This window comes from Nonomuraea candida (assembly GCF_000725485.1).
Taxonomy (GTDB): Bacteria; Actinomycetota; Actinomycetes; order Streptosporangiales; family Streptosporangiaceae; genus Nonomuraea; species Nonomuraea candida.
The window spans coordinates 49,833-71,559 of record NZ_JOAG01000052.1 but is presented as its reverse complement, the minus strand read 5'-3'; the positions used below and the strand labels follow the sequence as shown (position 1 = coordinate 71,559).

Genomic DNA, 21,727 nt, shown 5'->3' with positions numbered 1-21,727 from the left:
TCTCCGGCGGCGGGGACCGGTCACCGGCCGGTGGACGAGACCTTCGGCCACGCAGTCATGCCTGGCCGAGTCCTCCCCGCGGGTGCCCGGCCGGGTCGTCCACCGCCCGGGAAGGACTTCTCCACGTGGTTTCGGCCCACGCCGCCGCGCCCGCCGCCGCGCCCGCCGCCGAGCCGCGCGCTGCTCACCCCGTCCTTCCCCGCCTCCCCCTTCCTCAGAAGAAACGGAGACGTCTTCGTGCCGCCCGACCTCCTGGCCTACGGCGTCCGGGTCCTGCCCGGCCTGCTGCTCATCGGCGCATGCTTCGCGCTGTCGCGTGCCGAACGGGACCCGCTGCTGCGCATCCTGACCCTCGTCTTCGGCTTCATCCTGATCAGGGACGCGATGACGCCGCTCGGATTCTGGCGACTGGGCGCGGCGGGGGGCGTACCGTGGCTGCGCTTCACCGACCAGGCCGGCATCCTGCTGCTGTTCGCGCTGGGCACGGTGGTGCTGACCGCCGCCGTGCTGAAGCTGGACACCGGCCTTCGTTCGCTGGTGCGCTGGGGCCGCCTCACCCCGGTCACCCTCGCCTGCGGCATCGGCGGCGGCGTGCTGGCCGCCGCTCCGGCGCTGCTGCTGTCCCTGCCGACACCGCTGCCGGCCAGGGGCGGCGCGGTCGCCGTCACGCTGCTGCCGGTGCTGCTGCTGTTCAGCCTGGCGGGCAACCTCGCCGAGGAAGTGCTCTTCCGCGGGTTCCTGCAAGGACGGCTGGAACAGCACGCCGGAGCCGTGCGCGCGGCATTGTCGTCGGCCCTGCTGTTCGCCGCCTGCCACGCCTTCCTGGCCTCGACCGTGACCGACGTCGGGTGGCCGCTCCTGGCCTTCACCCTGTACGAGGGGCTGATCTGCGCCTTCCTGCGGCTGCGCTCCGGTGTCGCCGCGGCCGCCCTCGCCCACGGAACCGCGATCTTCCTGCTGGCCGGCGCCCTGGTCTGAGCCGCCGGCCGCGTCGCGATTCACCGCCGGGCCCGGAAGGCGCCGGGGCCGGCATCGCCCTGAACCCGGCGGTGATCAGCTCGCCACCGGCCCCGACGCTCCTGGGGTTCTTCCTGACCGATGGGGTGGGTTGCGCGGGCCGCGCGCTACGACAGGTTCTTCTTCTCGCCGGCCGGCCTCAGATCGACCAGCTTCCCGGCGACGCCCCGCTCGCGGAACGCCTTGACCAGGGACTTCATGTCCTCGGAGTAGATGTTCCAGCTGTCGGTGTGCACCGCGACCACCTTGCGGGGGTTGAGGTACTGCGCCACCAGGGCCGCCCTCTTGGAGGTGAGGGTCAGCGGGGCGTTGTCGAGAATCGCGGGCGTACGGGCGGCGCCGGCGAACAGGACGGCCGTGTCGATGCGTCCGAACTGCTTCCTGATGCGGTCACCGACCGCCTTGGCGACCTTCACCGAGGCGTTGTCGCCGGAGATGTAGGTGGTGGGCACGCCCTTGCCGCTGAGCACGAAGCCGGTGACCTCGCCGTCCTCGCCGCGGTCCACCCCGTCGGGGCCGTGCAGGGCGGGCACCGCGGTGACCTTGATGGCGCCGCGGGAGGTCTTCAGCTTCTGGGAGGTCCAGCTCTTCATGCCCGTCACGTGGCCGCCGAGCCGCTTCTCCGCACCCGGCGTGGAGAACACGGCGGGCACGCGCTTGAGCAGTTCGCGGCCCGTGTCGTCCAGGTTGTCGTCGTGCTGGTCGTGGGAGAGCAGCACGGCGTCGATCCTGCCGATCTCGTTCACGTCCAACGCGGGGCCCTGGGTCTTCTCCAGCCCGCTCGGGTACGCCTTGGGCTCGTCGAAGGTCGGGTCGAGCAGGATGCGCGCGCCGGCGATCTCCAGGATCGTGCTCGGCCCGCCGAGGTGGGTCACCGTGAACGCGGCGGCGGAGTGCTTCTCCGCCGCCGCTGTCGCGCTGCCCGTGGCGGCGAGGGTCACGGAGGCGGTGGCCGCGACGGCGGCCGCGGCGGCGCGCAGAAACATCGAACGGTTCATGGGAAATACCAGCTCTCTTACGACGAACAGTGCGTGTGTTCAACGCTAACACAACTCGTAAGCGACGATTACGAGCGACCCTCTCGGCAGGGCTCTCCGGCGGGAGCGTTCAGCGCCGAAGTGTTAGCGCTGTTATCATGAAGGTCATGTCAACGGCACGAGAGCGCATCCTGCAAGCCACCGCCGAGCTGCTCGCCACCAAGGACGCCCTGGCGATCTCGACCCGGGCCATCTGCGACCGCGCCAAAGTCGGCATGCCGGAGATCTACCGCCAGTTCGGCGACAAGCAGGGGCTGCTCACGGCGGTGGCCGACCTCGGCTTCGAGCGCTTCCTCGCCGGCAAGCGCCGCAACCCGGTCACCGACGACCCGGTGGCCGACCTGCGTACCGCCTGGGACAGCCACGTGGCGTTCGCGCTCGGGAACCCTCACCTCTACCGGCTGATGTTCACGCCGGCCGGAGACGCCAAACCGCAGGGGATCGAGGAGGCCAAGGCCCTGCTCCTGTCGGCCGTCGAGCGCTGCCGGGCCGCCGGGCGCCTGCGCGCCACGCCCACGCTGGCCGCCCAGTCGATCCTCGCCGCCAACGTGGGCGTGTGCGTGATGGCGCTGTCCTTCCCCGAACTGTTCGGGGGGCTCGACATCTCGATATCCGTACGTGACGCCGTGATCGGCAAGGTCACCGGCGACGAGCGCGAGGACACGCGGATCGGGCCGGCCACCGTCCTCGCGCAAGCGCTGGTCGGCACCCTCACCGGGACGACGCCGGTGAACGACGCCGCCCTCGACGACCTGGCCCGCACACTCCGGCCCGCCGGCGAGTGAGCGGCCATGACGCCCCCGGCTCCGCGTCCCGCTTCATGGACATGAATCTCTTGATGTGAGCTGAACGGTGACGACCCCGCGAGCCGGCTCACAGGACCGTCACCGGCTGCGCGGTCAGGCCGGCCGGGCGATGCCGCACCCCTTCTGGAGCAGGTAGAAGTGCTGCAGGTACGCCTTGTGGTAGTCGGCGCTCGCGATGCGGACGAAGGCCTCGTCGGAGGCGCGTACCGAGTCGCCGATGAGGTTGGCGCTGCCGGTGTAGACGCGCGGCGTGATGTCACCGCCGTAGTCGCCGTCGATCAGCAAATACTTGGTGTGCGGGTACGGTCCGGTGGTGTTCTGGCCCTGGCACTCGCGGAACCGGATGCCGGCCTGGCTCAGCCTGGAGGCGATGTCACTGTCGATGTGCCGCGAGACGATGTCGACCCAGCAGCCCTTGCGGTGGAGGTCGACCAGCTTGTCCGCGATCTGCGGGCGCGTGTTGTAGAAGAACGTGTGGGCGATCCGCACATCGGTCTGGTGCCTGCCGCCGTCGGCCCCGATGTAGGTGCAGGACACCTCGTTCAGGGCGTTCACCAGGGGGTCGGTGGCCGGGTTCGTGGAGTTCGGGTCGGGGCGGGGGGTGAAGTACGCGCGGTAGGCCGAGCCGGTGGGCGTGGAGAAGTACGGGTTGGTCGTGACCTTCGCGACGTGCCGGGTCTTGTACTCCAGGTCGTGGTAGCGCAGGTAGCCGTCGTAGACGGCGCTGTCGGCGAACGTCACCGAGTCCTGGAAGGCGCTGTCGGCGTCCCAGGCCGCGAGGTTCGAGGAGGACTGGAAGACGACCTTGGAGCGGGTGGCGCCGTCCGCGAACGGACCCGTCCGGGAGAAGATGAAGTACTTGTTGTGGTTGTAGGACCCCCGCTCGGAGCTGAGACATCCGCGGTCGGCGTCGTCCACCCCGTCCGCGTCCTCGAACTGGTCGTCACAGACGACGACCCAGGAGCGCTGGGTGTCGTCGGCGCCGAGGCCCGCCTTGAGCGCGTCGTAGGCGGGGTTGGCGTACTCCCGGTGGGTGGCGGCCACCACGTAGGTGGAGTCGTCGAGGATCACCTTCACCGACACGCCGCGCCGGTGCGCGGCCAGCAGGGCGTCCACGATCTCCTGGTCAGCGATGGCGAACACGGAGCCGCGGATCTGCTCGCCCGCCGGGGTGGCGTTGATGAGCCCCACGAGCTGGCTGAAGATCGCCCGGCGCTCCTGGACGGTGCCCGAAGGGTTGTTGAACACGGGCCGGCCGATGACCGGCGCGCCCGCCGTGACACTCACGGTCGCGCCGGCCGCCGCGGCGGGCGTACCACCGCCCAGGAGCAGCCCTCCGGCGACCGCGGCGGATCCGGCGAGGGCGGCGCAGGATCTTCCCAACTTCTTGATCATGGCGGGTCATCGTAGGGCCCAGCGACCGATCATGCCCATTCCCAGACGCACAGCCATCCGTCCTGGCAGTCACTCCTGTCGAGCACGGTGCGTCAATAGATGATGGACACGATCTGGCAGGCGGCTTCAGCCAGTTCGCGATCGCCTTCGATCCGGGCGCGGCGGATGGCGGTGTCCGGCTGGATGCCGCGGGTGCACAGCCGCCAGGCGGTCTCCGCATCCAGGTGGACGACCGCCGCAGGGCGTCCGGCAGCCGGCTCGGCCAGCGTCCACCGGTCCTGGGCGGCGGTGACGGTCCAGGTGCCGCCGGCCGGGCCGTCGACGACCATCTGAAGCTGGGTTCCGATGGGCGCGGTGGTCTCGCGCAGGGTGTGGGGCAGGGCCCGCATGAAGGTGTCCAGGACCACGGACAGGAGCTGAGGATCGGGGTCAGTGGGTTGGCCGGTGGCATGGCGGATCTGCTGGCGGTGGGTCCAGAACTCGGTGAGGTCCCGGGCGCTGTCCAGCCACATCGGCGCCGGGTCGATGCCGGCCCAGGACACCCCCAGCGAGGGCGCGCCGAGGTCAGCGGCCTCGAAGAACTCGACCGTCTGCCTGCCGATCACGTCCAGGGTGCCGGTGAGCGCGGCCGGGCTCACCCGGGTCCAGGCGTCGACCCATTCCTGGTTGATGCGATGGATGAACCTCTCCAGCGTCTCCCCGGGAGCGAACCCCGGCCCTTCCCGGTATCCGTCGCGGTCACGGGCGAGGCGTCCGTAGAAGTCGCCGAGCACGTGGGAGGCCAGATCGTGCACGGCCCAGCCGGGCACCGCCTCCTTCCGCCAGTCGGCGGGCTCCAAGTCGTGCAACGTGGCCATGAGCGCGGCGTGCTCGGGCGCGAACAGCGGACGGGCGTCGATCGGGGTGCCAAGCCACCGGGAGTCCGGCAGGTCATCAAGGTGTGAGTTCATGACCGAAGTCTGTCAACCCGATGCCCGCCTGCCCAACGACTTTCCAGCCCTCGGTGGCATGACCTGGACGGGATGGAGACGCAGGGGCAAGGCGCGGTTGCGCCTGGAGGCGGTCCGGCGGCGAATCCCGCCCGATCGGTGCGATCAGGCGGGATCCATCGTCAAAGAGCCGGCTTCACTGACCGACGATGAGCACGTGGGCCGACCCGTCGGGCATGCCGGCGATGCCGGCGCGGCTGCCCTTGGCGATCTGGGTGCCGTCGCCGCCCATCAGGGGTGAGAATCCGCTCCAGCCGGTGCCCTGCGCGTTGCGGATCTGGTGATAGAAACCACCATCGGCTCCCACGATCACCACGTGCGCGGACCCGTCCGGCATACCCGCGATCGCCACATCGCTGCCCTTGGCCGGCTGCGTCGTCCCGGCCCCGGCCAACGGCAGGAAGTCCGACCAGCCCGTCCCCTGCGCATTACGGATACGGTGATAGATCACATAGATCACCCCATCCGCACCCACCACGACCACCTGCAACGAACCATCCGGCATGCCGGCCGCACTCACCCGGCTGCCCCTGGCGATCTGAGAGCCATCGCCACCCATCAAAGGCAGGAACCCGCTCCAGCCGGTGCCCTGCGCGTTACGGATCTGGTGATAGAAACCACCATCCGCGCCCACGATCACCACATGCGCGGACCCGTCCGGCATACCCGCGATCGCCACGTCACTGCCCTTGGCCGGCTGCGTCGTCCCGGCCCCGGCCAACGGCAGGAAGTCCGACCAGCCCGTCCCCTGCGCATTACGGAATAGATCACCCCATCCGCACCCACCACGACCACCTGCAACGAACCATCCGGCATGCCGGCCGCACTCACCCGGCTGCCCCTGGCGATCTGAGAGCCATCACCACCCATCAAAGGCAGGAACCCGCTCCAGCCGGTGCCCTGCGCGTTACGGATCTGGTGATAGAAACCACCATCCGCGCCCACGATCACCACATGCGCCGACCCATCCGGCATCCCCGCGATCGCCACATCGCTGCCCTTGGCCGGCTGCGTCGTCCCGGCCCCCGCCAACGGCAGGAAATTCGACCAGCCCGTCCCCTCCGCGTTACGGATGCGATGGTAGATGCCCCCGGGATACTCCCCGCCCGACTGGCTCCACCACGTCGTCTGCCTGTGCGCTCCCGGCCACCCGAAACTGAAATGGATGTGGTTGGTGTGAGGGTCCGGCCCGGTGTAGCTCTGCCAGCCCGCGTTGGGCCGGTAGGCCTCCCAGATCTGACGGTTCCAGATCATGTACATGATGCCGAGGCGCCGGGCCAGTGCATGCGGATTGCCGTACTGGTCGGTCGCCAGAAGCCAGTGGAGCAGCTCCGCCGCCTGGGCGGCCTCGCCGGTGCCGAAGGCGTTGAACGGGTAGTCGAGGGCTCGTCCCTCCTTGTGCTCGCTCTGGCCGCCTTGGTTGCAACCTCTGGTGATGCCGAGGTCGGCACGCCCGTAGGTGGCCTTCAACAGGTTCCGGAAATCGTCCACTCCCGGCTGCGCCGTGGCGTAGCACATTCCCTGTCCCACGTACGGCTGGTAGCCGTCGATCGCCGGTCCGAAGGTGGGAGTGGGCGGAACCTGTGCCCAGGCGGGCTTCGGGAGCAGCGACAACCCCGCCGCGCCCGCCATGGCGGCGAGGCCGATGCTCTTGAGGAGGAAGCGGCGGGACTTCGGATCGCCGGAGGTGGCGCTCATGGGGGATGTCCTTTCATCGCATGGAGGTGCTTCGGCTGCACGACCGCATCACCGCGGTCGGGAAGATCGGCCCCGGGTCCTGATCGGAGCTCAGGACGGGACGGCATCAGGGGACCCGGCCGCTGCTCGCGCGTCCGCGCCCGCGAGGCAGAGCGGCTCAGGCGGTTGAGGGATCGGCGGGCTCAGGCGGTGGCGCGGCGGGACAGGCTCAGCGACAGGAGCGACATCCAGCTCCACAGCGCCACGATCCCGGTGACGAACGCGAGGTTGGCACCCGGGACGGCGCCGCCGCCGGCGATCGCGGCGAAGGACGCGAGGAACAGGGTGCCCGTGACCCGCGAGTAGATCGCCCACCCCTTACGGCCCTCGCGCGAGAGCCGGGAGGCGATGACGTAGCACGCGGCCACCGCGCAGAGGAAGCCGGCCCCGCCGACCGCCATGTGCAGGGTGCCGGACAAGGTGACCGCGCCGGGCCCGTCGGGCGTTCCGGCGGGGAAGCCCATCGCCGGGTCGGCGGGGAAGAGCGCCGCTCCGATCATGCTCACGCCGAACCCGCCGACGAGGCGGGGCGCCCACCGCCCGGCCCGGCCCGTTGACAGGCCGCGTCGCAACCCGGCGGAGAAGGCGATGGTCGCCAGCGCGGTGAGCAGGAAGTTGGCGGTCTGGATCCAGCCCAGCTCGCCGAGGGCCAGGAAGCTCCAGGGGTGCCGGGCCAGGTCGAATCCCGCGCGGGTGAACGCCTGCGCCAGCGCGACGGTCACGTACACCGGCCCGGCGAGGAGGCCGCATCCGAGCAGCAGTCGCTGCGCGGAGGCCGAGTGGACGGGGGTGTGGGTCAACTGGCGGGCCTGGGCCATGGTGATCACCTCGCGGCTACCGGAGCCGGCTCGTCCGGCTCTCTGCGTACGCTGCGAACGGAGAGACCCGGTTTCGACACGGCCCCAGAAGATTTTTCAAGATTTTCCGACTCCCCACTGGCCGTGACGGTCCGGCGACGGCGGCAGGAAACCGCGGGCCGGCTTCCTCGTTCTGCCGTCGCCTTCGTCCCGCGACGTCTCATATGCGGCCATTCCCAAGCGGTCCCCGGGCTCTCGATCACCGGCCGGAACGGAAGATGAGGTGCGGGGTGCCGGTGCCCGGGACGGAGATGACGTGCGCGTCGACGCCGAACACGTCCCTGACCAGTCGCGGAGTGAGGACGTCATGCGGGGGCCCGTCCGTGACGACGCGCCCCTCGGCCAGGACGTAGAGATGGTCGCAGTAGGCGGCGGCCAGATTGAGATCGTGCAGGGCGGCGACGACGGTGGTCCCGGACGAGGTGACCAGGTCGAGCAGCTCGAACTGGTGGCGGACGTCGAGGTGGTTGGTCGGCTCGTCGAGCACCAGGACGGGTGCCCGCTGGGCGAGGGCGCGGGCGAGCAGCACGCGCTGCTTCTCGCCGCCGGACAGGGTGGTGTAGCGGCGGCGGGCGAGGTGGGTGACGCCGGCGTGGGCGAGGGCGTCCGAGACGATCTTGCTGTCCTCGGCGGTGTCGGGGGCGAAGGGGCGTTTGTGCGGGGTGCGGCCCATGGCGGCCATCTCCCAGGCCGTGACGTCGAAGTCGGAGCGGGTCTCCTGGGGTAGCGCGGCGACGAGCTGGGCGGCGCGGCGGGGGGTGAGCCGCCACAGGTCCTCGCCGTCCACGGTGATGGCGCCCCGGGTGAGGGGGAGGTGGCGGTAGACGGCTCGTAGCAGGGTGCTCTTGCCGCTGCCGTTCGGGCCGATGATCCCCACGATGCGGCCGGAGGCCGCGGTGAGGTCCACGCCGGTGACGATCGGGGTGCCGGCGAGGGTGATGTGCACGTCGTGCAGGGTCAGAGTGGTCATGGTGGTCACAGTCCGGTGGTGTCGCGGGCGCGGACGTGCACGAGCCAGAGGAACAGCGGGGCGCCGATGACGCTGGTCACGACTCCGACCGGCAGTTCCTGGGGGTGCAGGGCGGTGCGGGCGGCGATGTCGACCAGGACGAGGAAGGCGGCGCCGGCGAGGGTGGCCACGGGCAGCAGGCGGCGGTGGTCGCTGCCGACGAGCAGCCGGGCGGCGTGCGGGATGATCAGGCCGATGAAGCCGATGCCGCCGGCGAGGGCGACCATCACGCCGGTGAGCAGGGCGATGAGCAGGAACAGGTGGCGGCGCAGCCGCGCGGCGGAGATGCCGAGGCCGGCGGCGGTCTCGTCGCCGAGCAGCAGGGTGTTGAGGGGTCTGGCCTGGGCGAGCAGGGCGATCATGGTGGCGGCCAGGACGGCGGCGGGCAGTCCGAGCGCGGCCCAGTTCGCCTCGGCGAGGCTGCCGAAGAGCCAGAACAGCACCGACTGGGTGGTGCCGGGGTCGTCGGCCTGGAGCACGAGGAAGCTCGTGACGCCCGACAGGGCGTAGGTGACGGCCATGCCGGACAGGATCAGCCGCAGCGGGGCGAGGGTGCCTCCGGCACGGGCCAGGACGTAGACGACGGCGAAGGCGGCCAGCGCGCCGAGGAAGGCGGCCACGCCGGTCGAGACGCCGCCGAGCGGGGCGAATCCGGTGACGATGACGGCCACCGCGCCGACGGCAGCGCCGTAGGTGAGGCCGAGGACGTACGGGTCGGCCAGCGGATTGCGCACGAGCGCCTGGGTGGCGGTGCCGGAGACGGCCAGGCCCGCGCCGACCAGCGCGGCGAGCAGGGCCCGGGGCAGGCGCAGGTTCCACACCACGGTGTCCTGGCTGACGGTCCACGCGGCCGGGTCTCCGTGGCCGGTCAGGTGCCAGACGAGGATGCGGGCCACGGTGCCCGCGGGCACGTCGACGGTGCCGAGCAGGATCGAGGCGGCCAGACCGGTGATGAGCAGGCCGGTCAGGACGGCGTACGCCGCCCAGGCGATCCGGCGGCGGCCGGGATCCGGCCGGGCCGGCGCGGTGCGCGGGCCGGGCTGCGCGGTCGTCATCCGGCAGGTGAGAGCTGTGCGGCGAGGTCGACCACGGCGTCGGCGTTGCGGACGCCACCGGCCGAGGCCGCCTCGTAGATCAGGCGGGCGAAGCGCCTTTCGGCGACCGCGCGGACGCCGAACAGGGCAGGGCTGTCGAGCAGGTACTTCTCGGCTTCGGCGAAGCGGGCGTCGTTGGCGGCCGGGCTGCCCTTGTCGTAGATGATGATCAGGATGACCTGCGGGTCGCGGGCGACCACCTCCTCCCAGCCGACCTTGGTGTAGGCCTTGTTCTGGTCGGCGAAGAGGTTGCGCCCGCCGGCCTTGCCGATGACCGCGTTGATCACCTGCTGGTTGCCGGGCGCGTAAGGGGTCGCGGTGCCCTCGTCGTACTCGAAGGGGAACACGGTGGGCCGATCGGCCTCCTTGAGCCGGCCGGACTTGGTCTCCGCCGGGGCGATCTTCTGCTTCATCCCGGTGATGACCCGCTGGGCGCGGTCCGGCACGCCGAAGATCTTGCCGAGGTTCTCCAGGTCCCGCCACACCAGCTCGAAGCCGGTCTGCGGGCCGGTCAGCGCCGACTCGCACGCGGTGGACAGGGCCAGGTAGGAGGGGATGCCGCCGGCCGCCAGCTCCTTCTGGGACATGGCGCCGGGGGCGTCGAAGTTGCTGCTGAAGCCCCCGAGCACCAGGTCCGGCCGGATCGACAGGAGTTCTTCGCGCGGCACCGGCTTGTACCCGCTGCCCGCGGTGTACGTGCCGGACAGCGACGGCATGGCGGCGACCTGCGCGGAGAACTGCCGCGGCAGGCTGCCCGGGCGGGGCGCCATGCCCAGCGCCGCGACCCGGTCGCCGAGGCCGAGCCAGAGCAGCAGTTCCAGCACGGCCGGCGTGAGCGCCACCGCCCGCTGGGGCGGGGCCTTGATGACGGACTCGACTCCGTTGCAGTCGGAGACGGTGACCGGGGTGAAGGCGGGTGACGGGCTCTCCTGGACGCGGGGCGGGGCGGCGTTCGCGCAACCGGCGGCCAGCAGCACCGCCGCCATCGAAGTGATCACGAGTAACCGGTGCATCACGAGCCTCTCTCGGATGGTTGATCGGTGACCGCCGAGGGCGGCTCGGTGGTGAGGAGCTTCGTGCCGAGGGCGGCGATGACGGCGGCGAGCGCGGCGAAGCCGGCGGCCGCCACGAACATGAGGGTCGTGCCGGTGCCCGCGTCCACGAGTGCCGCCGCGACGAGGTTGCCCAGCGCCGATCCGGCGAAGGTGGCCGTGATGCCCCAGGCGAAAGCCTCGGTCAGGGTGCCTTCGGGCGCGCACCGGCCGGTGAGTTCGAAGGTGCAGATGACCAGGGGGGCGAGGAAGAACCCGGCGGGCACCGACAGCGTCACCAGCACCGGCACGTTCGGGGCCACCGCGAGCAGCGCGACGCCGCCGGCGTACCCGGCGAGGATGATCCGCATCCGTACCGAGGCGTCGGGCCGCCACGGCCGCGCCCCGTAGACCAGGCCGCCGATCAGGCTTCCGGCGCCGAAGGCCGCCAGCGCCAGCCCGCCGGCGGCCGGATCGGCGGTCTTGCCGGCGAACTCCACGAAGGCGACCCGCAGGATCCCCAGCAGCGCCCCGGCGAGCACGGTGACGGTCAGCAGCACGACGATGCCCATCGACCGCAGCGGCCCGGCGAGCCCGCCCGCGCGGCGGGCCGGCGTCCAGGACCGCGACGGGGGCAACGAGCTGAACCACAACGTGCCGCCGAGCAGGATCACCGCGCAGCCGCCCACCGCCCAGCCCGGGCCGGCGACCGCGCTCACGGCGGAGACCAGCAGCGGCCCGGCGATCAGCGCGACGTCGAGCACCATGGCGTCCACCGCCAGCGCGGTCCGCCGGGTCCCTTCGTCGGCGATCACCTGCGACCACAGCGCCCGCGCCGCGGCGGCCACCGGCGGCAGCGACAGCCCCACCGCCGCCGACCACGCCGCCAGGGCGCCGGTCGCGGGTTCGCGGTAGGCGGTGACCAGCAGGCCGGTGAACGCGGCGGCGTTGACGCCGGTCGCGATCGTCAGTGACCAGGTCTGCCCGAACCGGTCCACGAGCCGGCCGTGCACCGGCACGCCGGCGGCGTAGGCGACGCCGCCCGCCGCGGTCACCACGCCCGCCACCGCGTAGGAGCCGGTCCGCTCGGCCGTCAGCAGCAACACGGCGAAGGTGTACGCCTGCAGCGGCACCCGGGCGCACACGCCCACCAGCAGCAGCGACGGCACCCATCGGTGCCGCCACAACCGCCGGTACGCCGAGGCCGCGCCGCTCATCGCGTCCGCGAGCCGGCCGGATGCGGGGCGACGAGCTGCCGCGGATCGGTGAGCCCGGCCCGGGTGATGCCCTCCGGCATCCCGGTCTCGCCCAGCACGGGCAGCCCGGCGCCGAACATGTACAGCGCCCCTTCGGAGAAGCCGTCCAGGCCGAGCGCCTCGTCGAGTTCCTCGTCCCGGAACGCGGCGCTCTGCCAGGCACCCAGCCCGACCGCGGTCGAGGTGAGCACGAAGGTCTGCCCCAGGTGCCCGGCCGACAGCAGCGTCACGCGCAGCGCCCGGGAGTGCCGGTACTTGTACATCGTGCGCTCGAACACCGCACTCACGAAGCAGACGAACGCCGACGGCGTGCACATCTCCGACTCGTACGTCAGCCGGTGCAGCCGCTCGCGGTCGAACCCGGCGTCGATGAGCTCCAGCGCGTGCGCCTCGGCGTTGTAGTGGTACAGGCCCGGCGGCACGTCCTGGACGTCGAGCACCGCGACATAACCCTCCAGCTCGTGGCGGGCGCCTCCGCACGGGCTGGTGCGCAGCATCAGCGTGCCGAGGTCACCGGCGTCGTAGAGCTGCATCGGCGCGAACGTGTAGAACAACGCCGTGGACAGCTGAGGCAGGCTCACCGGTCGGCCGGTGAAGACCCGATGGGTCCGCCGCCGCGTCAGCACCTGCCCGAACGAGTCCGTCAGCGGCAGGAACGCGCGCGGCAGGTAGACGCGCGGCGCGTCCGGATAGGACTTGAAGATGGCCGGCGGCGTCCCGCCGGTCTCCCGCACCCAGCGGGCGTCGCTGCGGCGTTGTTCCAGGCTGTCGCCGGTGTAGATGGTGTTGCGCGTCCCGAAGTGGAAGAAGCGGGCCTCCTCTCCCCAGTCGCTCCATGCCTCCAGGAACCGCTCCTCGCGCCCCGCGCCGGCCCGGTCGATCAGCAGCCCCGCGCCGGCCAGCGCGCGGACGGCTTCGAGCACGGACTCGGTGTCGTACTCGCCGAGCCGGGCGGCTGCCTTCTCGGCGGTCGACCAGTCGGTGAAGTGCTCCAGCAATGCCACCGCCTGGGCGTCCACGGCGACCGCGTTGTCGGTCTCCTCGTCGGTGGAACGGCTCTCCAGGTAGTTCTCGGCCGTCAGCTCCCCGTCATGCCAGTAGATCATCAACGTCTGTGCCCGTCGGAACTCCGTCTGCGTCACGCGCGCTCCTCACCACGGCGACCTGACCCGACCGGTCGCCGCCGGCCATTCCCCGGCGGCGACCGTCTCGACTACTGACCGGAACCGTCAGCCGTGGTTGTTGAGCAGGCGGCTACGGGTCTTCTTCCTCCGCACCACGATCTTGAGCGACTTACTCATGAACGATCCTCCTCTCCCGGAAGCGGCTCAAGGGCCTCCGGTTCTGGGTTGCGGACAGTCCAGTAGTCGGCTGCCGAGCCCGGGAAGTTCCCGGAGATCTCACCCGCACGCGCCTGCCGGGCTTGGTGCCGGGCGGGAGGCCGGGCCGGCATCACCCAGAATGCACCGCCTCAACGGTCAGGCGGCCAGCCAGGACGCCGACAGCTGATGCCGGGCCCGGGCCACCCTGGAGCGCACCGTGCCCACCGGGCAGCCGAGCAGCTCGGCGGCCTCGGCGTACTGCAGGCCCACGACCTGGGTCAGCACGAAGGCGCGGCGGCGTTCCCGCGGCACCTCGGCCAGCAGGTCGGCCAGGTCCACCGCATCCTGCGAGCCGGGCAGGTCGTGGGGCTGGCACCGCTCCACGGCGGCCTGCCAGTCGGCCAGGTCCGCGACCACGGGCCGCGCCCTCGCGGCGCGGAACCGATCGACGACCACCCGGCGGGCGATGGACAGCACCCAGGCTCTGGCCGACGATCTTCCGGCGAAGCGCGGCAGGCCGCCCAGGACCCGGACGAACGTCTCCTGGGTCAGGTCGTCGGCCGACTGCACGTCGGTCAGGTAGGCCAGGAAACGGCGTACGTCGCCGTACACCGCCTCGGTGAAGGCCGCGACGTCCGCCGGCGCGCCATCGCGGGCGGCCAGGGCGAGCGCGGTCAGGCGCTGGTCATCGTCTGAGCGTTCATCGGTGACAACAGGACTCGGCTCCATCGCTCCCCGCGTCCGGTGCGTCTGCGGAGGAGGAGGAACGGGGGGATGCGGCCGAGCCGCGGGGACAGGGTCCGGCATGAAGGGCTCCCGTTTCGGGCGTACAACGGCCACCGGGCGGAGCGCATCCGTCCGGCGAAGGGAAGAAGCAGGGGGGTTCAGGCAGCCGGTGGAGCGCGCCCGCTCAGCGAGTGCTCCAGCAACACGGAGCGAAGCGGCGCGGGCTCGACGGTGCGTACGACCAGCAGCGGGCATGACTCCGGCTGTCATCTCAAGGGGCGGCGAGCCGGCACCGTCATGCCGGCTGTGCATCGTGTCGGACCGAGTGCCGCAACAGCGGCATGTCCTTCCTGGCCACGTTGGATGCCCGCGGAAGGTCCGCCCAGGCGGACAGGCGGGGCGGCCGTCAGTGAGCGGGCGACGCCACGGGCGGCCCGCGCCGTCGTATCGCCCGCACGAGCTCGGGCCCGCGCCGCATCCTCGCCTCGGCCACGAGCACGACCCGGACCGGTGCGGCGAACGGCTCGACCGCGCCGACGAGCAGCCGCCGCGGCTTCGGCAGCGGAGCCGTCCCCCACAGCCGGACCATCAGCCAGAACGCGCTCTCCCCGCGATACAGCCACCATCCGCCCAGCACCGCGACCACGAGATGAGCCACGGTCATGCCGGCGCCCGGCGTGCCCGCGTGCACGTGCTCGGCATACGCCACGGTGCCGGCGGCGCTCCTGGTGAACAGTTCATGCAGCAGGAGCTGAGCCGCCGCCGTCGCCGCCACGACGGCCTCGGGGCCGCGCTCGCGTCCGCTGAGCACGAAGGCGAGGACGAAGCTCCCCAGCACGCCGATCAGCAACGCCGGCACCGCGACCGGAGCGCCTCCGGCCAGGACGTGCCCGCCCGCCGACATGACGACGCACACCGCGGCGAAGACAGCGGCGCGTGCCAGGCGCGAGACCCGTTCCAGGGCGGACACGGCACTCATCCTTCCAGCCCGGCGTCCCGGTGAGAAGTCCGCCCGCCGGCGAGGCTTCCCTCTCCCGGCCGGGTGGCCTTGCCTCCGGCAAGCTCCCCGGGCTCCCGCTCTACCGGGCGGATCAGGCCGCGCCGGGCGTACCCGGCGTCACGGCGTCGGCACGCCGGGCCTCACCCGGAGGTTTCGCCGGGGCGGACCGTCGCGGCGGTCTGGCGGATGAGCTCGGCGAACGCGCGGACCCGAGCCGTCTCGCGGCTGACCGGCCACAGCAGTCCGTACTCGATCGGGGGCGCGTCATCGAAGGGGATCATCATGACGCCCGGATGCGAGTAATACCGCGCGGCCCTGAGGGACGCGGGCGAGACGCCCTTGCCCGCGCCGACCAGCGAGACCGCCTCCTGCCAGTAGGCCGCGCCAGGGCCGTGCGGGATGGGGAGCCCGGACGGGGTGCGGCGCGGGTACAGGGCGTCCAGCCAGTACTGCGGGATGCGCTCCCCCGCCATGGGGATCAGCGTGGCTCCGGCCAGGTCCTCGACCGATACCGAGGGGCGTTCGGCGAACGGATGCCGTGCGGGGACCATGAGCCCGCGCGGCTCGGCGAACACCACGGCTCCCACGGCGATGTCGGGCTCGCGGATGGGGAACTCGGTGAGTTGCAGATCGATCTCGCCGGCGCGCATCGGGCCCAGGGGGTCGTTGAGCTGGACTTCCCTGATGTGCACCTCAGCGTCGGGGTGGCGGCCCTGGAAGAGGTCGGCGGCCTGGATGACGGCCTCGCCCGACCAGGAGGCCGAGAAACCCACCCGGATCGGGCCGGCGAACCCGCGCGCGAGAGTGCGTGCCTGGTCGACCGCCCGCTGGATCTGCCGGTGGGCGGGGAGCAGGCCGTCGTGGAGCTGCCGGCCGATCGGGGTGAGCGCGACGCGGCGGCTGGTGCGATCGAAGAGAGAAGCGCCGATCTGGCGTTCCAGCTTCTTGATGATCTGGCTGACGCGGCCTTGGGCGAGCCCCAGCCGTTCGGCGGTGCGCCGGAAGTGCAGTTCCTCGGCCAGCGTCAGGAACGTTTCGATCTCATAGCGTTCCATGACGCCCGCTCCTCATCGGTGAGCCAGGCTCACCGGACCTGGACGACTTCTGTCTTGATTCGGACATTCTCCGGCACCGATTCTGGACACGTCCAATCACGCACCATCCACCCAGGAGACGATCATGACGGAGATCCTTGGGTTCCTGTCTGCCGTGGAGCCCGCCGCTGTGGGCGTCGGTGCCGCGAGCCCGCGGTGAGCCCGCCCGCACAGGTCGCGGCGCTGCTGCGGCACTTCGCCGACCTGCGCGACCGCACCCACGGACACGCCCCCGCCCCGGCGGCGCGCGATCGGCCCGGCAAGGACGTGCTCTTCGTGCGGACGGTGCCGCTGCTGGATCCGTTCGCCCGCCAGGCGCTGGAGGAGTTGAACGGTCCCCTGCTCCTGAACACCGGCCACGTCACCGCCTCCGGGGTGCGCCGCACCGGCGAGCGGGGACTGGAGGCGCTGTGGGAGCTGTCCTGGCCCGAGCAGCGCCTGGCCGGCATCGGAGCCGTCCGCCTGCACGCCTTCTACGGTGCCGGGTTCCATCACCCGCACCTGCAGGGCGGGACGGTCGGCCGATGGCCGCTGAACGTTTTCACCCCCGAGCAGGCGGCGGCCGAGCTGCACACGCTGCGTGCGATCGCGGCCGCCGACCTGCACAACCTGGTCGCCCAGCGCGATCACCGCGTCATTCCCGCGATGAAGCGGTGATGGGCGGTCCCGGGATCACCTTGTCCGACCCGTTCTGATGCATCCCGCCGCGAGCGGGCCTTCGCCCGCAGCGGCCCCACCACTGGAGTGACCATGACTTTCTTCACCGTGCAACGCAACGGCCGGCCGGCGACGGCCGGGGACCTGGCGCCGCTGGCCTTCGCCGGCTACGCCCACTTCACCGCGATGCAGGTGCGCCAGGGCCGGGTCCGGGGCCTCGACCTGCACCTGGAGCGCCTTCGCGGCGCCTCGAAGGAGCTGTTCGGCCGGGCGCTGCCGGACGACCGGATCCGGCACCTGCTGCGGGCCGCGATCGAGGCCGGCCCCGCCGACGTCTCGCTGACGGCGACGATCTCCTCACCGGCCGGCGAGTTCACCGCCGCCGGGGACGACCTCGAACTCGACGTGCTGATCCGTACCGGGCCCGCCTCGACCGGCCCTGCGGGACCGCTGGCGCTGGCCGTGGTCGAGCACGAGCGGACGCTCCCGGCCCTCAAGCACGTCGGCGAGGTGGCGAAGACGTACTACCTGCGTCAGGCCGTCGGCCATGGCTATGACGACGCCGCTTTCATCGATCGCGCGGGCCGGTTCAGCGAGGCCTCGATCTGGAATCTGGCCTTCTGGGACGGCACCTCGGTGGTGTGGCCGCAGGCCGAGATGCTGGGCGGAACGATGATGGGCATCGTCAGGAGGCAGCTGGACCGCCTCGGCGTCCCCCAGCTTGCCCGGACGGTCACGCTCGCCGACCTTCCGGAGCTGTCGGGCGCCGTGGTCATGAACTCGTGGACGCCGGGCATCGCGGTGCACCGGATCGGCACGGCGCCGCTGCCCGAGGCGCCGTCCTTCGTGGAGCTGCTGCACGACGCGCACCGGGCCGAACCGCTCGTCGCACCCTAGCGACGGGTTAGAGCGACGGTCGCGCCGGTTCGTGCCGGCCTGCCGCAGCCTTGACGATCGTTCCCTTTGATCCCTACTCTCCTGAAATGAGAATGGTTATCACTGCAACAAAGGGGTGAAGGTGGCCGGCGAATACGAACGGTCCGCGAAGTCCGTCGATGCGGTGCGGTCCGTCCTGCCGGCCCGGGTGAGCGAGTCCGCGGAGCTGCGCGATCGGGTGACGGTGCTCCCGGAGCCCCTTCTTGAAGCGGTGTCACCCGCCCCGGCCGGGTGCCGTCGTGATGAACGTCATCGGTCAGTTCGACGTGGCCGGACGAGCGGCGGCTCAAGGAGGAACTCGGCCGGCACGGCCTGGTGCGTCACCGCACCAGGCCCGGCCGGCTCGGCAGGCATGTGATCGGCAGAGGAGGCACTTGATGTACGAGGTGATCGTGGTCGGCGGCGGTCCCGCCGGGCTCAGCGCGGCACTGGTGCTGGGACGGCAGCGGCGCCGGGTCCTGGTGGTGGACGCCGGCAGGCCGCGTAACGCGCCGGCCGCGGAGATGCACATGTTCCTCGGCCGGGACGGCGGTTCCCCCGCGCAGTTGCTGGCCGACGGCCGTGCGGAGGTGAGCGCCTATCCGACGGTGGAGCTGAGGCAGGGGCGCGTCAGCTCGGCGGAGGGCGAGTCCGGCCGGTTCACGCTGACCCTGGAGGACGGCGGGCGGGTGGAGGCGTCCCGGCTGGTGCTGGCAAGCGGGCTGACCGACGTGCCCGTCGCGATTCCCGGGCTGGCCGAGCGGTGGGGCACGAGCGTGTTCCACTGTCCGTTCTGCCATGGATACGAGACGAACGGGAAGGTGCTCGCCGTCATCGGCAACGGCTTCGAGGCGATGCTGGCCGCCTACGTCGCCGACCGGTACAGCGATGACGTGGTGCTGTGCACGAACGGCCCGGGTGCCCTGCCCGAGCCGGTGGCCGCGGCGGTCAAGGCTCGCGGTGTTCAGGTGGTTGAGACGCCGCTGGCGGGTGTCGAGGGTGAGCTGGACGCGCTGACCTTGAGCTTCGCGGACGGGACGACCCTGGCGCGCGAGGCCGTCTTCCACCGCGCGCCCACCCGCCCCAACACCGACCTGGCGGTCCAGCTCGGCTGCGGACTGCTGCCCGACGGCTGCGTGGAGGTGGACGAGTACGGCAGGACCAGCGTGCCGGGTGTCTACGCGGCCGGGGACGCGGCCCATCTGAAGGCGGTGCCGGATCCGGTGACGCTGGTGGGGCCGAGCGCGGCCGATGGAGTACGGGCGGCGGTCTGGCTGGAGCAGGAACTGTTCCGTGCCGGGTTGCCCGTGGCGCTGGGCTGACCCCTGCCGCCCGGTACGGCGGGCCCGCGCGCCCGCCGTACCGGTGTCTCAGGATCTCGTCGCGACGAACAGGTGCTGGGCGGGCGAGGCCAGCGGGGAATCGGCCCGCGGCAGCTCCAGGATCGGGCGCAGCCCGGCCTCGGCCAGCTCCGCCGGAAGCTCCCTTCCGGTGAGGAACACCCGGCCCGTGCCGCCGCGACGGTCGCCGGCGCCGAGGCCCGGCTCCCCCTCCCTGGGGGACAGCAGGAACTGCATGGTGGCGAGCACCAGGTAGTGCTCGCGGATCGCTTCGGTGACCACCAGCAGCCCGCCGGGGGCCAGCAGCTCCCCGATCCAGCGCAGGGATCGTCCGGCATGGCGGGCGCAGTGCAGCACATTGGCGGCGATCACCACGTCGGCGCCGCCTCGGACGGCTCCCTGGGCGACGAGGTCGGCGTTGATGTCCAGCAGGGCGTAGCGGAGCCGGTCGCCGTACCGGTCCTCCGCCGCCATGGTGAAGAATCTGGACACGTCGGTGAAGAGGTAGTCCGCCTGCGCGTCGCCGAGCCCGTCCAGCGCCGCGGCGGTGCTGCCGCCCGCGCCGCCGCCGAGTTCCACCACGCGCAAGGGCCCGGTACGGGTGGCCGCGGCCCGCGCCACCAGGTGTCCCATGGCGGCGTTCAGGTAGGTGTTGCTGACGTTGTTCTGGTCCTTGCTGAGCGAGGTGAGCAGATCCCCGTCCGGGAACAGCAGTGCCTGCGCCATGATCTCGTCCCGGAGCAGCTCGGGAAGGCGGGCGAGAGCGGTGCGATAGAAGGTCGCCATCTGCGCGGGGTAGCCCAGATCGGCGCAGGCGCGATCCAGGCCGGCCGCGTCGTCCTGCGCCGCGTCGCCCGAGGTCACGGTGTCGAACCGGCCGCCGTGGTCGCGGCGGGCGGCTCCTTCGGCGGTCAGCACCTCCAGCCAGCGCCGCACGATCCATTCGTGCCGGGGAGCCACGCCGAGGGCCGCCATGATCTGCTCGGCCGTCCGAGGCGTGCCGGGGGGCGCGACGCCGGCGATCAGCCGGGTCAGCGCCCGCAGCGCGATCTCGTCGAAACGCCGGACGGCGTGCGGCAGGTGGGTGAGCGCGGAGTCGGGCACCGGTTCTGGTGTCCGCCCGATCAGGCGTGCCAGGGCGAGGCGGCCGGCCCGGTCGGCATCGGCCGCCTCGCGTGCCGCGCTGATGGCATCGTGTCCGGGGCCGCTGGGTATCCGTGCCGTCAATCGCTCCGGGATCGGCAGCCCGGCACGCCTGAGCTCCCGGCGGGCCACCTCCGCCAGCCGGGCCCGCGCGAACGCGCCGAGCGGCTCGTGCGGCCGGCCCACTCCCGCCAGCGCGTCAGGGGGCGTGGCGGCCGCCGCGGCCGGAATCGCGACCTGCAGCCGCATGGGGTCGTCCGGGTCGAGCAGCACCGCGCCGTCCCTCCCCCGCAGCGCGGCCCGCAGGCCGGCTCCCGTCGGTGCGCCGGGCTCGAACAGGCCGTTGGGGATCCCGGCCACCCGGACGGGACCGCTCTGCCGGGCCAGGGCGGCCATCGGTTCGGGCCCGAGATCGTCCCACCGGCGGATGGCGGCGGGCGGGCTCTGCGGCGGCTCGACGTGCAGCACGGCGTCGAACCGGTACCGGGTCAGCTCGGTGCCGGCCGTGAGCGTCTTGGCGAACAGGCTGATGGTGACCCGCCGGCCCGCGCTCGCGGCCACCGCCGCGAGGGTGGCGGGATCGAACAGCAGCTCGGTGTCGGCGGCGGCCCGCTGCGCGGCCCGGTCCGCCGATCCGGGTTCGAGCCGGCGGTAGTGCTCGTCGAGCAGCCCCGAGTGGCGTACGTCCCCGACGACGACGGTCCCGCCCGGGGTCACCAGGCCGATGGCGTCGTGGAGCACGGCCGCCAGGTAGTCCACGCTGGGGAAGCACTGGGTGACGGAGTTGAGGAGCACGCAGTCGGGCCGGTCACCGAGCCTGGACAGGGCGGCGCGCACGGCGCCGCCGTTGATCTCATGGGCGGCCGCCCGTACGACGGTGACACCGTCCAGGCCGAGCCCGTTCAGCCGGGTCACGACGTGTTCGGCGAGGTCGGTCCCGACATAGCCCTTGAGGTGCGGGTGGAGGCGGTGCAGCAGCATGCCGGTGCCGCAGCCGAGTTCGAGCAGGCGGGACGGCCGGTGCCGCAGGACCAGTTCGGCGGTGCGGTCGGCCCACTCGGCCATGTGGTCGGCGGGCAGCGGGCGGCCGGTGTCGGTGGCGCGCCAGCCGGACAGGTCGAGGTCGGGACGGTGTGCGCCCTGACCGGTGCGGTAGGTCCAGTCGTAGACCTCTCCCCAGTGTTCGAGGTGCTCCGTCACCAGGTCGCCGAGGACGGGCGGCCGTCCAGGCTCGTGCCGCACCGCCAGCGCCGCGGGGCCGGCCGTGACGGTGAGCCCGCTCGTTCCCGCCGCATCCACGCG

The 21,727-nt window shown here is 72.0% G+C and carries 20 protein-coding genes; 5 read left to right on the top strand and 15 right to left on the bottom strand.

Annotated features, from left to right (window positions below; all coding sequences use genetic code 11):
* Positions 1 to 237: 237 nt before the first annotated feature.
* Positions 238 to 978 (top strand): CPBP family intramembrane glutamic endopeptidase, encoded by a 741-nt coding sequence (locus tag IO39_RS36915; RefSeq protein WP_043633747.1) that lies wholly within the window; start codon positions 238 to 240, stop codon positions 976 to 978.
* A gap of 146 nt (positions 979 to 1,124) precedes the next feature.
* Here the strand turns inward: IO39_RS36915 and IO39_RS36910 are convergent, their stop codons facing one another.
* On the bottom strand, positions 1,125 to 2,015 hold the full coding sequence (locus IO39_RS36910; protein WP_052423845.1) for an MBL fold metallo-hydrolase: 891 nt from the start codon (positions 2,013 to 2,015) through the stop codon (positions 1,125 to 1,127).
* A 146-nt stretch (positions 2,016 to 2,161) separates the two neighbouring features.
* On the opposite strand from IO39_RS36910, the gene IO39_RS36905 reads away from it, so the two are divergent.
* Positions 2,162 to 2,839 carry a TetR/AcrR family transcriptional regulator gene (locus IO39_RS36905; RefSeq protein WP_043633927.1) on the top strand — a complete coding sequence of 226 codons (678 nt, stop codon included), beginning with the start codon at positions 2,162 to 2,164 and terminating at the stop codon, positions 2,837 to 2,839.
* Between the two features lie 114 nt (positions 2,840 to 2,953).
* Here the strand turns inward: IO39_RS36905 and IO39_RS36900 are convergent, their stop codons facing one another.
* The 13 genes from IO39_RS36900 to IO39_RS36840 all read right to left on the bottom strand — a co-directional run bounded on the left by IO39_RS36900 (position 2,954) and on the right by IO39_RS36840 (position 16,331).
* Entirely contained in the window at positions 2,954 to 4,255 is a 1,302-nt protein-coding gene (locus IO39_RS36900) for a phospholipase D-like domain-containing protein (RefSeq protein ID WP_052423844.1), read from the bottom strand.
* Between the two features lie 92 nt (positions 4,256 to 4,347).
* Positions 4,348 to 5,205: a maleylpyruvate isomerase family mycothiol-dependent enzyme gene (locus IO39_RS36895; protein ID WP_043633744.1), complete on the bottom strand. Its 858-nt coding sequence runs from the start codon at positions 5,203 to 5,205 to the stop codon at positions 4,348 to 4,350.
* 175 nt (positions 5,206 to 5,380) lie between these two features.
* Complete coding sequence (locus tag IO39_RS36890; RefSeq protein ID WP_500690340.1) at positions 5,381 to 5,965, bottom strand: DUF8189 domain-containing protein; 585 nt, start codon at positions 5,963 to 5,965, stop codon at positions 5,381 to 5,383.
* A complete protein-coding gene (locus IO39_RS36885) occupies positions 5,881 to 6,942 on the bottom strand; it encodes a VldE C-terminal domain-containing protein (RefSeq protein WP_043633738.1) in 1,062 nt (353 codons plus the stop codon). The genes IO39_RS36890 and IO39_RS36885 overlap by 85 nt, the downstream gene beginning before the upstream one ends.
* Before the next feature lie 182 nt (positions 6,943 to 7,124).
* Positions 7,125 to 7,799 (bottom strand): DUF998 domain-containing protein, encoded by a 675-nt coding sequence (locus tag IO39_RS36880; protein WP_043633921.1) that lies wholly within the window; start codon positions 7,797 to 7,799, stop codon positions 7,125 to 7,127.
* 238 nt (positions 7,800 to 8,037) lie between these two features.
* The gene (locus tag IO39_RS36875; protein WP_043633918.1) at positions 8,038 to 8,808 is read right to left on the bottom strand and encodes an ABC transporter ATP-binding protein; all 771 of its coding nucleotides are present in this window, start codon (positions 8,806 to 8,808) and stop codon (positions 8,038 to 8,040) included.
* Between the two features lie 5 nt (positions 8,809 to 8,813).
* A complete protein-coding gene (locus tag IO39_RS36870; RefSeq protein WP_043633735.1) occupies positions 8,814 to 9,902 on the bottom strand; it encodes a FecCD family ABC transporter permease in 1,089 nt (362 codons plus the stop codon).
* On the bottom strand, positions 9,899 to 10,954 hold the full coding sequence (locus tag IO39_RS36865) for an ABC transporter substrate-binding protein (protein WP_084774119.1): 1,056 nt from the start codon (positions 10,952 to 10,954) through the stop codon (positions 9,899 to 9,901). Before IO39_RS36865 ends, IO39_RS36870 begins: the two co-directional genes overlap by 4 nt.
* Positions 10,954 to 12,189, bottom strand: coding sequence for an MFS transporter (locus IO39_RS36860; RefSeq protein ID WP_084774117.1), 1,236 nt, complete (start codon positions 12,187 to 12,189; stop codon positions 10,954 to 10,956). The genes IO39_RS36865 and IO39_RS36860 overlap by 1 nt, the downstream gene beginning before the upstream one ends.
* Positions 12,186 to 13,370 (bottom strand): SagB/ThcOx family dehydrogenase, encoded by a 1,185-nt coding sequence (locus IO39_RS36855; RefSeq protein WP_052423842.1) that lies wholly within the window; start codon positions 13,368 to 13,370, stop codon positions 12,186 to 12,188. Before IO39_RS36855 ends, IO39_RS36860 begins: the two co-directional genes overlap by 4 nt.
* Before the next feature lie 336 nt (positions 13,371 to 13,706).
* Positions 13,707 to 14,279 carry a sigma-70 family RNA polymerase sigma factor gene (locus tag IO39_RS36850; RefSeq protein ID WP_043633729.1) on the bottom strand — a complete coding sequence of 191 codons (573 nt, stop codon included), beginning with the start codon at positions 14,277 to 14,279 and terminating at the stop codon, positions 13,707 to 13,709.
* A gap of 403 nt (positions 14,280 to 14,682) precedes the next feature.
* Positions 14,683 to 15,246 carry a hypothetical protein gene (locus tag IO39_RS36845; protein WP_052423841.1) on the bottom strand — a complete coding sequence of 188 codons (564 nt, stop codon included), beginning with the start codon at positions 15,244 to 15,246 and terminating at the stop codon, positions 14,683 to 14,685.
* A 170-nt stretch (positions 15,247 to 15,416) separates the two neighbouring features.
* On the bottom strand, positions 15,417 to 16,331 hold the full coding sequence (locus IO39_RS36840; RefSeq protein WP_043633723.1) for a LysR family transcriptional regulator: 915 nt from the start codon (positions 16,329 to 16,331) through the stop codon (positions 15,417 to 15,419).
* A 195-nt stretch (positions 16,332 to 16,526) separates the two neighbouring features.
* Here IO39_RS36840 and IO39_RS36835 point away from each other — a divergent pair, with 195 nt between their 5' ends.
* From IO39_RS36835 to IO39_RS36825, 3 genes are all read left to right on the top strand, one after another.
* Positions 16,527 to 17,027, top strand: coding sequence for a hypothetical protein (locus IO39_RS36835; protein WP_043633720.1), 501 nt, complete (start codon positions 16,527 to 16,529; stop codon positions 17,025 to 17,027).
* Between the two features lie 93 nt (positions 17,028 to 17,120).
* Positions 17,121 to 17,924, top strand: coding sequence for an aminotransferase class IV family protein (locus IO39_RS36830; protein WP_043633718.1), 804 nt, complete (start codon positions 17,121 to 17,123; stop codon positions 17,922 to 17,924).
* Between the two features lie 416 nt (positions 17,925 to 18,340).
* Positions 18,341 to 19,264 carry an NAD(P)/FAD-dependent oxidoreductase gene (locus IO39_RS36825; RefSeq protein WP_043633715.1) on the top strand — a complete coding sequence of 308 codons (924 nt, stop codon included), beginning with the start codon at positions 18,341 to 18,343 and terminating at the stop codon, positions 19,262 to 19,264.
* Positions 19,265 to 19,312: 48 nt separating this feature from the next.
* Here IO39_RS36825 and IO39_RS53365 read toward each other — a convergent pair whose 3' ends face one another.
* On the bottom strand, positions 19,313 to 21,724 hold the full coding sequence (locus tag IO39_RS53365; RefSeq protein WP_084774113.1) for a class I SAM-dependent methyltransferase: 2,412 nt from the start codon (positions 21,722 to 21,724) through the stop codon (positions 19,313 to 19,315).
* Between the last annotated feature and the right edge of the window lie 3 nt (positions 21,725 to 21,727).

Bases quoted from the DNA above. Each gene is read 5' to 3' on its own strand.
- IO39_RS36910 (WP_052423845.1), bottom strand. From the start codon at position 2,015: ATGAACCGTTCGATGTTTCTGCGCGCCGCCGCGGCCGCCGTCGCGGCC.
- IO39_RS36905 (WP_043633927.1), top strand. From the start codon at position 2,162: ATGTCAACGGCACGAGAGCGCATCCTGCAAGCCACCGCCGAGCTGCTC.
- IO39_RS36900 (WP_052423844.1), bottom strand. From the start codon at position 4,255: ATGATCAAGAAGTTGGGAAGATCCTGCGCCGCCCTCGCCGGATCCGCC.
- IO39_RS36895 (WP_043633744.1), bottom strand. From the start codon at position 5,205: ATGAACTCACACCTTGATGACCTGCCGGACTCCCGGTGGCTTGGCACC.
- IO39_RS36885 (WP_043633738.1), bottom strand. From the start codon at position 6,942: ATGAGCGCCACCTCCGGCGATCCGAAGTCCCGCCGCTTCCTCCTCAAG.
- IO39_RS36880 (WP_043633921.1), bottom strand. From the start codon at position 7,799: ATGGCCCAGGCCCGCCAGTTGACCCACACCCCCGTCCACTCGGCCTCC.
- IO39_RS36875 (WP_043633918.1), bottom strand. From the start codon at position 8,808: ATGACCACTCTGACCCTGCACGACGTGCACATCACCCTCGCCGGCACC.
- IO39_RS36870 (WP_043633735.1), bottom strand. From the start codon at position 9,902: ATGACGACCGCGCAGCCCGGCCCGCGCACCGCGCCGGCCCGGCCGGAT.
- IO39_RS36865 (WP_084774119.1), bottom strand. From the start codon at position 10,954: ATGCACCGGTTACTCGTGATCACTTCGATGGCGGCGGTGCTGCTGGCC.
- IO39_RS36860 (WP_084774117.1), bottom strand. From the start codon at position 12,189: ATGAGCGGCGCGGCCTCGGCGTACCGGCGGTTGTGGCGGCACCGATGG.
- IO39_RS36850 (WP_043633729.1), bottom strand. From the start codon at position 14,279: ATGGAGCCGAGTCCTGTTGTCACCGATGAACGCTCAGACGATGACCAG.
- IO39_RS36840 (WP_043633723.1), bottom strand. From the start codon at position 16,331: ATGGAACGCTATGAGATCGAAACGTTCCTGACGCTGGCCGAGGAACTG.
- IO39_RS36830 (WP_043633718.1), top strand. From the start codon at position 17,121: ATGACTTTCTTCACCGTGCAACGCAACGGCCGGCCGGCGACGGCCGGG.
- IO39_RS36825 (WP_043633715.1), top strand. From the start codon at position 18,341: ATGTACGAGGTGATCGTGGTCGGCGGCGGTCCCGCCGGGCTCAGCGCG.